The sequence below is a fragment of the Pseudomonas wuhanensis genome (assembly GCF_030687395.1).
GTDB classification, from domain to species: domain Bacteria; phylum Pseudomonadota; class Gammaproteobacteria; order Pseudomonadales; family Pseudomonadaceae; genus Aquipseudomonas; species Aquipseudomonas wuhanensis.
This window is the reverse complement of record NZ_CP117430.1, coordinates 4897105-4911712: the sequence shown is the minus strand read 5'-3', so window position 1 is coordinate 4911712 and position 14608 is coordinate 4897105. Positions and strand designations below refer to the sequence as shown.

Annotated in this window: 15 protein-coding genes; 8 read left to right on the top strand and 7 right to left on the bottom strand. The window is 59.5% G+C overall.

Translation table 11 applies throughout. The features are described 5' to 3' along the window. Window positions 1-104: 104 nt before the first annotated feature. The 4 genes from PSH88_RS22690 to PSH88_RS22675 form a co-directional block, all read right to left on the bottom strand. Window positions 105-569, bottom strand: a complete 465-nt coding sequence (locus PSH88_RS22690; protein ID WP_305483385.1) for a hypothetical protein — start codon at window positions 567-569, stop codon at window positions 105-107. Continuing rightward, window positions 566-1414 carry a flagellar biosynthesis protein FlhF gene (locus PSH88_RS22685; protein WP_305483383.1) on the bottom strand — a complete coding sequence of 283 codons (849 nt, stop codon included), beginning with the start codon at window positions 1412-1414 and terminating at the stop codon, window positions 566-568. Before PSH88_RS22685 ends, PSH88_RS22690 begins: the two co-directional genes overlap by 4 nt. Before the next feature lie 90 nt (window positions 1415-1504). After that, window positions 1505-2230: a 4'-phosphopantetheinyl transferase family protein gene (locus PSH88_RS22680; protein WP_305422779.1), complete on the bottom strand. Its 726-nt coding sequence runs from the start codon at window positions 2228-2230 to the stop codon at window positions 1505-1507. Between the two features lie 163 nt (window positions 2231-2393). Then, window positions 2394-3185, bottom strand: coding sequence for a dienelactone hydrolase family protein (locus tag PSH88_RS22675; protein WP_305422778.1), 792 nt, complete (start codon window positions 3183-3185; stop codon window positions 2394-2396). 147 nt (window positions 3186-3332) lie between these two features. Here PSH88_RS22675 and PSH88_RS22670 point away from each other — a divergent pair, with 147 nt between their 5' ends. From PSH88_RS22670 to PSH88_RS22655, 4 genes are all read left to right on the top strand, one after another. After that, a complete protein-coding gene (locus PSH88_RS22670; RefSeq protein ID WP_305483382.1) occupies window positions 3333-3935 on the top strand; it encodes a hypothetical protein in 603 nt (200 codons plus the stop codon). Window positions 3936-4157: 222 nt separating this feature from the next. Next, window positions 4158-4835, top strand: coding sequence for a response regulator transcription factor (locus tag PSH88_RS22665; protein ID WP_305422776.1), 678 nt, complete (start codon window positions 4158-4160; stop codon window positions 4833-4835). After that, window positions 4832-6178: an ATP-binding protein gene (locus PSH88_RS22660; protein WP_305422775.1), complete on the top strand. Its 1347-nt coding sequence runs from the start codon at window positions 4832-4834 to the stop codon at window positions 6176-6178. Before PSH88_RS22665 ends, PSH88_RS22660 begins: the two co-directional genes overlap by 4 nt. 433 nt (window positions 6179-6611) lie before the next feature. Continuing rightward, a complete protein-coding gene (locus tag PSH88_RS22655; protein ID WP_305422774.1) occupies window positions 6612-6971 on the top strand; it encodes a DUF6124 family protein in 360 nt (119 codons plus the stop codon). Between the two features lie 125 nt (window positions 6972-7096). Here the strand turns inward: PSH88_RS22655 and PSH88_RS22650 are convergent, their stop codons facing one another. After that, a complete protein-coding gene (locus PSH88_RS22650; RefSeq protein ID WP_305422772.1) occupies window positions 7097-8110 on the bottom strand; it encodes an AraC family transcriptional regulator in 1014 nt (337 codons plus the stop codon). A gap of 340 nt (window positions 8111-8450) precedes the next feature. Between PSH88_RS22650 and PSH88_RS22645 the strand changes: the two genes are divergently transcribed. Both PSH88_RS22645 and PSH88_RS22640 read left to right on the top strand, forming a co-directional pair. Further along, window positions 8451-9785 carry a dicarboxylate/amino acid:cation symporter gene (locus tag PSH88_RS22645; RefSeq protein ID WP_305422771.1) on the top strand — a complete coding sequence of 445 codons (1335 nt, stop codon included), beginning with the start codon at window positions 8451-8453 and terminating at the stop codon, window positions 9783-9785. Between the two features lie 145 nt (window positions 9786-9930). Beyond that, a complete protein-coding gene (locus tag PSH88_RS22640; protein ID WP_305422770.1) occupies window positions 9931-11112 on the top strand; it encodes a CaiB/BaiF CoA transferase family protein in 1182 nt (393 codons plus the stop codon). Between the two features lie 112 nt (window positions 11113-11224). On the opposite strand, the gene PSH88_RS22635 is transcribed toward PSH88_RS22640, so the two are convergent. After that, on the bottom strand, window positions 11225-11719 hold the full coding sequence (locus PSH88_RS22635; RefSeq protein WP_008011643.1) for a SprT family zinc-dependent metalloprotease: 495 nt from the start codon (window positions 11717-11719) through the stop codon (window positions 11225-11227). Window positions 11720-11877: 158 nt separating this feature from the next. After that, entirely contained in the window at window positions 11878-12480 is a 603-nt protein-coding gene (locus PSH88_RS22630) for a Yip1 family protein (protein WP_030131100.1), read from the bottom strand. 406 nt (window positions 12481-12886) lie between these two features. Here PSH88_RS22630 and ttcA point away from each other — a divergent pair, with 406 nt between their 5' ends. Further along, entirely contained in the window at window positions 12887-13711 is an 825-nt protein-coding gene (gene ttcA / locus PSH88_RS22625; RefSeq protein ID WP_258616594.1) for a tRNA 2-thiocytidine(32) synthetase TtcA, read from the top strand. Between the two features lie 146 nt (window positions 13712-13857). Continuing rightward, window positions 13858-14532 (top strand): DNA-3-methyladenine glycosylase I, encoded by a 675-nt coding sequence (locus tag PSH88_RS22620; protein WP_007899094.1) that lies wholly within the window; start codon window positions 13858-13860, stop codon window positions 14530-14532. Window positions 14533-14608 lie beyond the last annotated feature (76 nt).

Here is a 14608-nt window from a genome sequence, read left to right as displayed (position 1 = left end):
GCAAGCCCGCTCCCACAGTGTCCGTGTCGTACACAAAATCTGCGAACACCACTGAACCTGTGGGAGCGGGCTTGCCCGCGATGAGCATAGGTATCTACACATCTCTAAAGTCTTCGGCTGGCCACCCAGCCGATGGCCTCTTTAGCAAAACCCGCCAGTTCCTGGGGCGTGTATTGTTCCAATGTCTCGCACATGGCCAAAAGCATGTATAAACCGGCCAGCAGCGCGGAAGCCGTCACCGGCTGCGAGCGCTTCATCTGTCGACCAGACAGACGGACCAAAAAATCCCGTGTTTGCTCAGCGAACTCCCCCTTAGCCCGCATCAGACGCCAACTGACAGCACATGCCTGACTGGCGATCAACAGCCGTTTGAACACCGCTTCACCGCTCTCTTGCCTGCCAGTTTTCCAGCTGATGCCCACCCCTTTAAGCAGTTTGAAGTAGGACTCGATACGCCAGCGCCAGTAATACCAGAGCGCCAATCGTTCATCTGCGACCTCTTGCTCAAGGTTGCTCAGCAAATACCATTCGGCCAGCAGGTGACCATCGGCTCCCAGTATTCGGCTCACGACGAGCCGGGCCGGCAACGGCTCACCAGACTTGCGCAGCGTCTTGCGGTCGGCCCGGTCGGCCCTGTCTTGGTGAAAGGCTGGGCTTGGCGAGTCAGCACGACGGCGGTTTCTCCCACCCATTGAATGGCCGGTTTTCCTTTGTAGTCCACCTTGCGAGTTTTGCGGTAGGTCATCTCGCGAGCAATTTGACTCAGGGCCCTCGATTGACCTGCATGACTGGCCGTGGAACCGGCCTTGACTCGCACCAGCCATTGCCGACCCTCGGCCTGCCATTGCCTCAGGTGAGCGACCGAATCAGCCTCTCGATCCACGATATGGACAAGCGGCTTGGCAAAATTCTGCTGTTCCAGCCAAGTGATACGTTGTGTCAGTTCATGCAGATGCTTCTCAGGGACCAGCACTTCTTCGGCTCGCGTGCTGAGCACGCCGTCCTTGGTCGCCAGATTTTGAGCGGGAGTACAGATCGGTGCACCGTCACGGTCGGTGACTAGCAGGCTGCTTTGCAGCTCGTAACCGATGTCGCCCCGGTGGGTCATTTGCAGGCGATCAGCCTTGCTGTGGTGGTGCATGTAATTGAGCCGAGACCAATCGTGCATGACCAGCGCGTAATCATCACAGTCATCCCGACAACCCTCGTGGGCCAGCGCCAGCAGCGGTTTAACCAGGTCAACGGGCCGAACCCGGTCATTGCTCAAAAATCGCCAAAGGGCTTGCGTCTGTGCAAAAGCCTTGTCGCTTCGCGGCAAGGCTTTCATCCCGGCGGCCAGCGCCGGTAGTCCATTACTGTGTCCCATGACTAACTCGTCGTATCGTTTTGTCAGTCGGGCATCTAGCCCGGTCATTTGATATCCATGCCGTCCCTTTATAGACCAGGATCGGGAGATGTGTAGATACCTATGCCGCGATGAGGCCATTCCAAACGCTGAAAGTCTTCAAGCCTTGATACTGACCAGGCTCAACAGCTGCCCATCCATCACTGTAAATTGCGCATCCAGCTCTGTGCCGTTACGCCATTCACTGGACAGGTCAGTCAGCAACCGCAGCCGCACTTCGCCACCCTCGCTCCACTCCAGCACTTCGGCGTGTTCAAAGTAAAAGCGTTGCTGAACGATCGGGTAGAGCGCCTTGAACAGGCTTTCCTTCACCGAAAACGTCAGCGTCACCAGCATCGCCAACTGATCGCGAGCCCCGGTGGCCATGCGCTGCAACTCTGGCCCGGTGAGAATTTCCCCGGCCAGGCGTTCGGCGCGTTCCGCATCGAGCAGGTTTTCCAGGTCCATCCCCAAGCCGCGCCAGTGGGCCTTGTTCGCGACAATCGCCGCGGCCCGGCCAGTGCTGTGAGTGATCGAGCCGGCGATATGCGCCGGCCACACCGGTGCGCGGTCTTCGCCGATGGCCGGGATGAAACTCAGCCCTTCCAGTTGGTGCAGCGCCGCCCGGGCGCAGACTCGCCCGGCGAGAAACTCGGCCTGGCGCTTGGCCACCGAACGCTGGATGCTCGCGGGCGGCTCGATGGCGCTGCGCTGGAAATCATCGCTGGCCAGTTGCCTGGTATCGAAGTGGGTACCCAACAAGACCGTATCGGGCAGCACAAACGGCAGCGGCCAATGGGCGTCGAGTGGGGTGCAGCAGGCGGGTAGGGCGGGGACGGGATTCATGACGGGCATTTTGCCGGGTTGCCTTGAGGCTGGGTAGTCCCAAGGTGATCGTTCCCACGCTCCGCGTGGGAACGCATCCAGTGACGCTCTGCGTCACACCGTCGAAGGGACGCGGAGCGTCCCGGGCTGCATTCCCACGGGGAACGTGGGAACGATCATTGTGTCAGCTAAATATCTTCTTCAAAAACGCCTGCATATCCGCCCAAGACTTTTCATCGGCGGTCTTGCTGTAACCAATGTCCGACCCGCCATGGTCGCCATGGCTCAGACGATCCGCTTCGGGATTGCTGAACCCATGCTTGGCGCCTTCGAGGGTGACAAACTTGTAGTCGGCCTTGGCCTTGTCCATTTCCGCCTTGAACGCCGTCACGTTTTCCGCCGTGACCATGCTGTCCAGAGCCCCATGCTCCACCAGGACTTTCGCCTTCACACTGCCAGGCGTCGCTGGCGTATTGGTCACCAGCGCACCGTGGAAACTCACCACGCCTGCCAGCGGTACGCCTTGACGCGCTGCATCCAGCACCACCTTGCCGCCGAAGCAATAGCCGATGGCGGCCAGTTTGTTCGGATCGGTCTGTGGTTTTTTCTTCAGCAAGTCGAGCCCGGCCTGAAACCGCGCGCTGGCTGCTGCGCTGTCCTTCAACGCAGCTTGCATGAAGGCCATGGCGTCCTTGGCGTGTTCGGTGTTCTTGCCGTCGCCAAACATGTCGATCGCCAGCGCGCTGTAGCCCAGACCGGCCAGATCACGGGCGCGACGCTTGGCGTAGTCGTTGAGGCCCCACCACTCATGCACCACCACCACGCCTGGGCGCGGGCCTTTAATGTCGTCGTCGTAGGCGTAATAGCCGATCAGCTTGGTGCCGTCGGCACTTTGATAGGGGATTTCCTGGGTCTGGATGGCGGCCTGGCTGGCCCCACTCAGAGCCAGTAATACGAGGGCGAGGAACACACGCATGATCAAGCCTCCTTATTAAGAGTTGTCAGAACAGCGTAGTTGATTTGATTCAGCTCAGGTTCAGAGTGCGTTCAGGGGCAGTACAGGGAGGGGGCAGTAACCTTGCCCCGTACCCAAAAAGCACATAGCGCATGAGGAAACTCCCCAATGACTACTTTTAAAAAACTGCTTCTGGCTTTCACCGTGATGGGCGCCAGTGTGGCGGCCCACGCCGACACCACCAATTTCGCCGGCCTGACCTTTGGCCAAACCAGCGACAAAGTTAAAAAATCCAGCGCCCTGAACGACAACCTCAACCACCCGAACGCCGACGGTGTGATCGGCAAGGACAACACCTGGGGCGCGCGTCTGGGCCAGCAAGACAGCAAGGGCCGCTACTACGCCACTTATGACAACGTGTCGGGCTCGCACAATGGCATTAAACTGCGTCAGGAAAACCTGCTGGGCAGCTACGATCTGTTCTATCCGGTGGGGGGCAGCACCAAATTGTTCGGCGGTGCCACCGCCGGTTTGACCAAACTGACCCAGGATTCGCCAGGCTTCAGCCGCGACAGCGACATCGGTTACGCCATTGGCGGCCAGGTCGGTGTGTTGCAGCAAGTTTCGCAAAACACCTCGGTCGAGCTGGGTTACCGTTACCTGCGCAGCAACGCCAGCACCGAGATGAGCGAGCGCGGTGGCAGCAAACAGGGTTCGCTGGACTTGACCAGCAGCGCCCAGACCTACCTGTCCGCCAACTACGCTTTCTAAAAAGCGTTTCGCTGCCAGTCGGTTAAGCCGCGGAACCTGTGGGAGCGGGCTTGCCCGCGATAGCGATCTGTCTGACACATGAATGGTGAATGTGCTGCCGTCATCGCGGGCAAGCCCGCTCCCACAGGTTTCGCGGCTTAACTGATGACTGGCGTCGCCCTGTCAACCATTTGAGTTGCGAAACTGTGCCTTTGGAGATGTTGATTTGCCCAGGAGAGCGTTATGAAATTGCTGGTCGTCGAAGATGAAGCGCTGTTGCGCCATCACCTGCAAACCCGCCTGACGGATAGCGGTCATGTGGTCGAGTCCGTGGCCAATGCCGAGGAGGCGTTGTACCAGGCCGAGCAGTTCAACCATGACCTGGCGGTGATCGACCTTGGTCTGCCAGGCATGGGCGGGCTCGACCTGATTCGTCAGCTGCGTTCCCAGGGCAAAACCTTTCCGATCCTGATCCTCACCGCGCGCGGCAACTGGCAGGACAAGGTCGAAGGCCTCGCCGCCGGCGCTGACGATTACGTGGTCAAGCCGTTCCAGTTCGAAGAACTCGACGCCCGGCTCAATGCCTTGCTGCGACGCTCCAGCGGTTTCACCCAGTCGACCATCGTCGCCGGCCCCTTGTTGCTGGACCTCAATCGCAAACAGGCGTCCCTCGATGAACAACCGCTGGCGTTGACCGCCTACGAATACCGGATCCTCGAGTACCTGATGCGGCATCACCAGCAAGTGGTGGCCAAGGACCGCTTGATGGAGCAGCTCTACCCGGATGACGACGAGCGCGATCCGAATGTGATCGAAGTGCTGGTCGGCCGCTTGCGCCGCAAACTCGAAGGTCCATCCGGCTTCAAACCGATCGATACCGTGCGTGGCCTCGGCTACCTGTTTAACGAGCGTTGCACTTGATTCGTTCCCTTCGTGTCCGATTGATGCTCGCCGCCACGCTCCTGGCGGTGTTGTTCATGCTGGCGTTGCTGCCGGCGATGCAGGGCGCGTTCAGCCTGGCGTTGCAGGATTCCATCGAGCAGCGCCTGGCGTCGGACGTCACCACGCTGATCTCCGCTGCCCGGGTGGATAACAACCGCTTGCAGATGCCGACGCAGCTGCCCGATGAGCGCTTCAACCTCACCGACAGCCGTTTGCTCGGCTATATCTATGACCGCGAAGGTCATCTGGTCTGGCGCTCGAAGGCCACCCAGGAAGAAAAAATCAACTACAAGCCGCGTTACGACGGGCGCGGTAACGAGTTCGCGAGGATCAGCGAAGCCAACGGGGAAGAGTTCTTCGTCTATGACGTCGAGGTCAAACTGCTGGGCGGCAAAAGTGCAGCGTTCAGCATCGTCGCGCTGCAACCGGTGCGCGAATACGAAATCACCCTCGAAGGCCTGCGGGAAAATCTCTATCTGGGTTTTGGCGCAGCCTTGCTGGTGTTGCTCGCCTTGCTGTGGATCGGCCTGACCTGGGGTTTGCAGGCATTGCGTCGGCTGAGCCAGGAGCTCGACCAGATCGAAAGCGGCACCCGGGAAAGCCTCAGCGAACAACACCCGCGTGAATTGCTGCGCCTGACCGGCTCCCTCAACCGCTTGTTGCACAGCGAACGTGAGCAGCGCAGCCGTTATCGTGACTCCCTCGACGACCTGGCCCACAGCCTGAAAACCCCGCTGACGGTGTTACAAGGGGTCAGCGAAGACATGGCGCAAAAGCCGCAAGAGCGCGAGCAGGCCTGGGTGCTGCAAACCCAGATCGAACGCATGAGCCAGCAGATCGGCTATCAGTTACAACGCGCCAGCCTGCGCAAAAGTGGTCTGGTGCGCCATCAGGTGCGCCTGCGCCCGGTGTTGCAAAGCCTCTGCGACACCCTGGACAAGGTCTACCGCGACAAACGCGTGCGGGTCGCCTTCGACCTGCCGGAGCAGTGCTACGTGCCGATCGAGCAAGGCGCCTTGCTGGAAATGATGGGCAACCTGCTGGAAAACGCCTATCGCCTGTGCCTGAGCGAAGTGCGTATCAGCGTGCGCGAAACCCTCAGCGGGACTGAGCTCTGCGTCGAAGATGACGGGCCGGGCGTGCCACCGGATCAGCGTGCGCGGATTCTGCAGCGGGGCGAGCGGCTGGATCGCCAGCATCCGGGGCAGGGGATCGGGTTGGCGGTGGTCAAGGACATCATCGAAAGCTACAGCGCCAAGCTGACACTGGGGGATTCGCCGATGGGCGGGGCGGCGTTCCGGATTCATTTTTCGGTGGTTTGATCCCTGTCACCGATCGTTCCCACGCTCTGCGTGGGAACGATCATCCACCACAAGATCCACAGTCAGACCGCTAAACAGGCACTGTTTAAACGACACTTCCAGATACTCTCCCAGGCTACACATCCTTGCGCCGCTGCCTACGACTACGCCAGAATCCGCCGGCTTGTGCGCCTTGAGGTCGGGCTCTATCGTTTGCCTGTCGCTGACGAATCAGCGATCGGGTTTAGCGATCCGATCCCCTACACAGACGCAAAAGCGCCCAAATTTTGATTGCAGTTTTTATTGCCTGCAATTCGCGTAATGGTGGCTGTGCGTGGGAGACCTTCGAGTCTACCCGGGGTTTCTGTGACCCGGATCGCTAACCTGCGTACAGCCGCCACCTTCACTTGTTTAGCGATAGGTCGTGGCGGCTCAACCAACCACGGGGCTTCACATGTTCAAGATCACGCCCAACCCACCGGAAACCGATCCGGCATCCCCCTACGAATCCCTCGATTCGAAAAAACTCAACGAAGCCGCCGACCGCGCCCTCGATTACTACCTCAAACCGGTCATTCCCAAAGACACCAAGCGCAAACCCAGCACCATTTACCATGTCGGCGCCGAGGTCGATAACGAAACCCTGCTGGTCAACGCCTGCGAATCCCTGGCCTCAGCGAGCATGATGCTCAGTGAGTTCGCCGGATTGATGGACATGCCACATCGCAACATGATGTTGGGGATTCAGCAGGTGGTCATGCTTGGTGAGTTGGCCGTCAATCGGGTGCTGGATAACTTCGATCCACAAGGCTAGCGAAGAACCTGTAACCGATCGTTCCCACGCTCTGCGTGGGAATGCCTCAACGGACGCTCCGCGTTCGGCTCTGGAAGGGACGCGGAGCGTCCCGGGCTGCATTCCCACGCAGAGCGAGGGAACGATCAGTTCTCCTGCGCCCGATAGGCCCCCGGCGTCAACCCGGTCCACTTCTTGAACGCCCGATGAAACGCCGAAGGCTCGGAAAACCCCAGCTGCTCGGCAATCTGTTGCAACGACAAATCCGCCCGTCCCAAGTGATAAATCGCAATGTCCCGCCGCAACTGGTCCTTCAATTCCTGAAAGCTCGTGCCTTCTTCGCGCAAATGCCGACGCAAGGTTTGCGGGCTGATGTGCAGGTGCGCGGCCACGGCTTCCAGATCCGGCCAGCGCGCGCTGTCGCGGCTGAGCAGGCGCCGCAACTGGCTGCTCAGGCTGTCGCCTTCATCGGGGCGCGATAGCAGGTCGGCGGGGGAGCGCTCGAGAAAGTGCTTGAGGGTTCGTTCGTCCTGCAACAGCGGCATATTCAGGTAGCGACTGTGAAATAACAGACTGCTTTGCGCCGTCGTGCTCGTTACGGTGGAAAAGCTCAGTGGGCAGGAAAACAGCAAGTCGTATTCGGCCCCGTGTTCGGGCCTCGGATAGCTGAACGTCGCCTGCTCCAGACGAATGCGCTGGCCGATCAGCCAGCTGCCGAACCGATGCCAGATCACCAACAGGCTTTCGCTGAGGAAATGGTCCGGGTCCCACAGCGGCGAATCGTCCAGGCTCAGGCGAACCATGTCGCCTTCACGGCTCAACGTCAGGCGCGGCGCGCCGGGAAACAGGCTGTAAAACAATAAGCCGCGATTGAGCGCTTTCTCCAGCGTGCGGCAGTGGATCACCGCGTGGCACATCATCGCGAAGCTGCCGGGTTTGCTCGGTGCCTGCCCAAAGCCCAGGTATTCGTCGTCCAGGGCCAGCCACAGCCCCTGGATCAATCGGGCGAATTGCTCGGGTGCGATTCGGGCGCGCGGCTCCTCGAGCAACTCGGGGCTGATCCCCAGTTGCTGCAACAGACTCGAATAGTCGTAGCCACGCCGACGCGCGCCACCGAGGGCGGCGCGGGCGAAATGGCTGGCGATGGTGCGTTCGCGCATAGGGGGCAGGTCCGTCCACTGAGCAATGGATGGTAGCGGTGCCCGTCGAGAATGAACAAGGCGGATATCCGCCAAATTGCAGGACGAGGTTTGGCTGGTGGGCGGAAATCCGCCACATCGTTGTGACTGGTTAGCGTCCCAAAAAAACCTGTAACCCTTGATGTCACAAGGCTTGCAGGTTTTTTTTCGAAGGTGGCACGAGGCTTGCGATACAAGCCGCAGAGGTCTGCCAGCGTGCAGCTCGACAAAACAAATCCCTCCAGTGCAGGAGGGTTCGCAAATGAGGTGTCAGGGACAACAGACGGATGTTGTTACTGAGGCACTCTTGAGGAACTTTGCAATGACGACTCGTCAGCCACTGTATAAATCCCTGTACTTCCAGGTGATCGTTGCCATCGCTATCGGCATCCTGCTCGGTCACTTCTATCCGCAGACCGGTGTGGCCCTCAAGCCGCTGGGTGACGGGTTCATCAAACTGATCAAAATGGTCATCGCACCGATCATCTTCTGTACCGTCGTCAGCGGCATCGCCGGCATGCAGAACATGAAATCGGTCGGCAAGACCGGCGGCTATGCGCTGCTGTACTTCGAAATTGTCTCCACCCTTGCCTTGCTGATCGGCTTGGTCGTGGTCAACGTCGTGCAACCGGGCGTCGGCATGCACATTGACGTATCGACCCTGGACACCAGCAAAATCGCTGGCTTCATCTCGGCCGGTAAAGACCAGAGCATCATTGCCTTTGTCCTCAACGTGATCCCGAACACCATCGTCGGCGCCTTCGCCAACGGCGACATCCTGCAAGTGCTGATGTTCTCGGTGATCTTCGGTTTCGCCCTGCATCGCCTGGGTGCCTACGGCAAGCCGGTGCTGGACTTCATCGATCGCTTTGCTCACGTGATGTTCAACATCATCAACATGATCATGAAGCTCGCTCCAGTCGGCGCATTCGGTGCGATGGCCTTCACCATCGGTGCCTACGGTGTCGGTTCGCTGGTGCAACTGGGTCAGTTGATGATCTGCTTCTACATCACCTGCATCGTGTTTGTGCTCGTTGTACTGGGCGCCATCTGCCGCGCGCACGGTTTCAGCGTCGTCAAACTGATTCGCTACATCCGTGAAGAACTGCTGATCGTGCTGGGCACTTCCTCTTCGGAGTCCGCGCTGCCACGCATGCTGATCAAGATGGAACGCCTGGGTGCGCAGAAATCCGTTGTGGGTCTGGTGATCCCGACTGGCTACTCGTTCAACCTCGACGGTACGTCGATCTACCTGACCATGGCGGCTGTGTTCATCGCTCAGGCGACCGATACCCCGATGGACCTGACTCACCAGATCACCTTGCTGCTGGTGCTGCTGTTGTCCTCCAAAGGTGCGGCGGGTGTGACCGGTAGTGGTTTCATCGTGCTGGCAGCCACTCTGTCGGCCGTGGGTACTCTGCCGGTGGCCGGCCTGGCGCTGATCCTCGGTATCGACCGCTTCATGTCTGAAGCCCGTGCGCTGACCAACCTTGTTGGTAACGCCGTGGCCACCCTCGTGGTTGCCAAGTGGGTGAAAGAGCTGGACGAAGACAAGCTGCAAGTCGAGCTGGCTTCAGGCGGTCGCGGTATCTCCGACGAGCGTGAAGTAGACGACCTGGGTGTGGCTGAAGGCCCAACCCCGGTCAACGTCAAGTAAGTACTCTGGCTGCATGAAAAACCCGCTTCGGCGGGTTTTTTCATGCCTGCGATTTGAGCGCAACGGTCACCGCCGCTGACACATAAGGTGATTGCTGCAATGTCCTCGGCTGCCTAGGCTTGGGGGATTGCACTGGAGAACACTTATGCTCGGTCCACTGGCATCACTCAAGGTTCTGGATTTCTCGACACTGCTGCCGGGGCCGTTCGCCTCGTTGCTGCTGGCAGACATGGGCGCCGAGGTGCTGCGCATCGAATCGCCGACCCGCATGGACCTGCTGCGAATATTGCCGCCGCATGATCAAGGCGTGTCGGCCAGCCACGCGTACCTCAACCGCAACAAGCGCAGCCTGGCCCTGGACCTCAAGCAGCCCGAGGCGCTGGAGGTGATCAAGCAGTTGCTGCAGGGCTACGACATTGTGCTTGAGCAGTTTCGTCCCGGCGTGATGGACCGGCTCGGTTTGGGGTATGACGCCTTGAAGGCGATCAACCCGAAGCTGATTTATGTGTCGATCACCGGTTATGGCCAGACCGGCCCCTACAAGGATCGCGCCGGCCACGACATCAACTACCTGGCGTTGGCGGGGCTGGCGAGCTACACCGGCCGTGCCGACGGCGGTCCGTTGCCGTTGGGCATGCAGGTGGCGGATGTCGCGGGTGGCTCGCTGCACGGGGTGATCGGCCTGCTGGCGGCGGTGATCGCGCGGCAGCAGACCGGGCAGGGGCAGCATCTGGATGTGAGCATGACCGACTGCGCCTTCAGCTTGAATGCCATGGCCGGTGCCGGGTACCTGGCCTGTGGCGTGGAGCCGGGCAGGGAAGCGCAGATGCTCAATGGTGGCAGCTTCTACGATTACTACCGCTCGCGCGATGGGCGCTGGTTGTCGGTGGGCAGTCTGGAGCCGGTGTTCATGCAACAACTCTGCACGGCGCTGGGCCGGCCGGAATTGGCGGCCCAAGGGTTGGCGCCCGAACCGGCCCGGCAACAGGCACTCAAGGAAGCGTTGAAAGTTGAATTCGAAAAATACGACTTTGCCGAGTTGTGTGAGCTGTTTGCCGGGGTCGATGCGTGCGTCGAGCCGGTGTTGAGCCTGGGTGAAGCGGTGCGGCATCCGCAGTTGAAGGCGCGGGAATTGGTGACTGAGGTGCCGAGGGGCGATGGTTCGACTCAGGCGCAGATGGCCTGCCCGTTGAAGTTTTCGAATGGGTTGCCCGAGCCGCGGCATATCGGGGCGGGGCTGGGTGAACATACCGATCAGGTGTTGGGGGAGTTGGGGTTTAGTGTTGAGCGGATTGAAGAGCTGCGTATGGCGAAAGTAGTGAGTTGATTGATCGTTCCCATGCTCCGCGTGGGAATGCCGCCATGGACGCTCCGCGTCCACTGTGACGCAGAGCGTCACGGGATGCATTCCCACGCGGAGCGTGGGAATGATCATGGGGTTATTCGACCCGCATCTCCCCACTAAACACCAATGTGCTGCGACAGCGCCGGCACAAATACCGCCGCCCCTGCCTCACTAAACCATGACGCTGCGCCGAAAACGGGAAATCGCTGTCGGCGCACGGGCATTTGTAGATGTAGCGCGTCACGCTGCGGCGTTTGACGTCGTAGGTATGGCAGCGATTGGGCGGCAGTTCGTAAACACCGCGCATGATCAATTGCCACTCTTCGCCGTGAGGCTGAATGCGGTCGCCGAACAGTTGATGGGCGATCAGGTGCGCGACTTCATGCGCCACGGTCTGTTTGAGAAAGTCTTCGGTGTTTTCCCGGTACAACTGCGGATTGAAGCGCAGCAGGTTCTCGTGCAGATGTGCGACACCGGCTTTTTGCCCGCGCAGCTTGAGACTCACCACAGGGCGTTTGAAAGGTCGTTTGAAAAAGGATTCGGCTTGTTGGAAACAGTCTTCGACGCGGGTATTGAGTTGCTCGGGCATGCTTGATGGATCTCCAGAGACGTCGAGTATGCCGCAACCCTCGGGAGTTGCGAATCGCCGAGGCGCCGAATGGTCGTACCTCCTGCTCTTACTTAGAGAGTAGAAGGCCGCCTTGCGGCGGCCTGTGTTGGCAGATCTTGTTTTTGGTGGGTGTGTTGCTAATTGGTATAGACCGGCCCCACGCCAAGTCCCCAGACAATCACCGTGAACGCCATGATAGCCACCAGCACCACCAGTCCTACGGCGAGCACCGAGCTTGAAAACAGAAATCCCTCGTCCGACGGAATATTCATGAACGTTGGCAGGCCCACATACAGCAGGTACACCGTGTAGCAGATGGCCGCGGTGCCGACGATCATTCCCAGCCACATGTGCGGGTACAGCGCCGCCAGACCGCCGATGAACAGCGGAGTCGCGGTGTACGTGGCAAACGCGACACAGCGTGCCAGGCTCGGGTTGGCGTCATAGGTGCGGGCCATCCAGTGGATGAACGCGCCCATCACCGCGACACCGCCCAGCATTGCCAGGTACGACATGATGGTCATCCACAGCGCGCTTTCCATGGTCAGCATTACCGGCGCCCGGTTACCAATGACCCAGCCGACCTGCGTGGTGCCGATAAACGCCGACACGGCAGGGATCGCCGCCAGAATCAGGGTATGCGTGAGGTACATGTGGCTGATGCTTTCCTCCTGGTCGCCACGGATTTCTTTCCATTCCTGGTCAGGGTGGGTGAAGAGCCCCACTACGTGATGGATCATGCCAGTCACTCCTCTTGTTGTTGCCATCGCCCCCCAGCGGAGCGCTTACGGGCCAAAGTGGCCAGGTAAGTACAGGTCTGAATATGTGTGCGACCTTATGCCGCAGTATAGAAAGGAGTTACCGGTAATAGTGCGAAGGGCTTAGAGCAAATCGCGCTGTAAAAAATCCTGTTAATCGCCGCCGGGTCTGTGCCGAATGAAACCTGTGGCGAGGGAGCTTGCTCCCGCTGGGGCGCGAAGCGGCCCCAAGACATCCACCCTGTTGTGTCAGGCAAACCGTAGCGGCAGATTTTGCGACTGCTTCGCAGCCGAGCGGGAGCAAGCTCCCTCGCCACAGGGGTATGCTCAAGTCATAGGTTTTTGCGTAAAATGCCGGCCTTTCGTCACACCTCACGGATTTCGCGTCATGGGCACTCTTACGGTCAACCAGAACAAACTGCAAAAGCGCCTTCGCCGCCAGGCGGGTGAGGCTGTCGCCGATTTCAACATGATTGAAGACGGCGACAAGGTCATGGTCTGCCTGTCCGGTGGCAAGGACAGCTACACCCTGCTCGACGTGCTGATGCATTTGCAGAAGGTCGCCCCGATCAAGTTCGAGATCGTGGCCGTGAACATGGACCAGAAGCAGCCAGGTTTTCCCGAGCACGTGCTGCCGGCTTACCTCAAAGAACTGGGCATCGAGTACCACATCGTCGAGAAAGACACCTATTCGGTGGTCAAGGAGCTGATCCCGGAAGGCAAGACCACCTGTTCGCTGTGCTCGCGCCTGCGTCGCGGCACGCTCTACACCTTTGCCGATGAAATCGGCGCGACCAAAATGGCCCTTGGTCACCATCGCGACGACATCGTCGAGACGTTCTTCCTGAACATGTTCTTCAACGGCTCGCTCAAGGCCATGCCGCCGAAGCTGCGCGCCGACGACGGTCGCAACGTGGTGATCCGCCCGCTGGCCTACTGCAACGAAAAAGACATCCAGGCTTACTCGGACTTCAAGCAATTCCCGATCATCCCGTGCAACCTCTGTGGCTCCCAGGAAAACCTCCAACGCCAGGTGGTTAAAGAGATGCTGCAGGACTGGGAACGCAAGACCCCTGGCCGGACCGAAAGCATTTTCCGCAGTTTGCAGAACGTGATCCCGTCGCAACTGGCCGACCGCAATCTGTTTGACTTCACCAATCTGCGCATCGATGAAACCGCCGCATCGCGGTTCGTCAACGTAGTAAACCTCTGAGCGATATGTGGGAGCGGGCTTGCTCGCGAATGCGTAGTGTCAGCCAACATTCATGTTGAATGGCACACCGCTTTCGCGAGCAAGCCCGCTCCCACAGGTTTTATCGCTCGCAGGCGCCGTTTTCATTTCAATCCTCAGGAGAGGGCATGCGCGACTACAAGTGGCTGAACGAATACTGCTTGAACCGCTTCGGTTCGGCGGCTGAACTGGAAGCCCATCTGCCCGTTCCCAAGACCCCGGCGCAATTGCGCAAGATCAGCGACGACCGCTACCTCTCGACCATGGCGTTGCGGGTGTTCCGCGCCGGGCTCAAGCACAGCCTGGTGGACGCCAAGTGGCCGGCGTTCGAAGAGGTGTTCTTCAAGTTCGACCCGGAAAAAGTCGTGCTGATGAGCGCCGAGCATCTGGAGCGTTTGATGCAGGACGCACGGATCATCCGCCACCTGGGCAAACTCAAGAGCGTACCGCGCAATGCGCAGTTCATTCTGGACGTGGCCCATGAGAAGGGCAGCTTTGGCGCGTTGATCGCCGAATGGCCGGTGACCGACATCGTCGGGTTGTGGACCTACCTGAAAAAACACGGGCATCAGTTGGGCGGGTTATCGGCACCGCGATTCTTGCGGATGGTGGGCAAGGACACCTTCGTGCCGAGCTACGACGTGGTAGCAGCGCTGAGTGCGCAGAAGATCGTCGATAAGGTGCCGACTAGTCTGAGGGACATGGCCACGGTGCAGAATGCGTTCAACCAGTGGCATGAAGAGAGCGGTGGACGGCCGATGAGCCAGATTTCGATGATGCTGGCTTACACCGTGAATCATTGAGACCGAGTCGATTTCATCGCGGGCAAGCCCGCTCCCACAGGGTTTTGAGTTGATCACACCATTGTGTTTCAACACA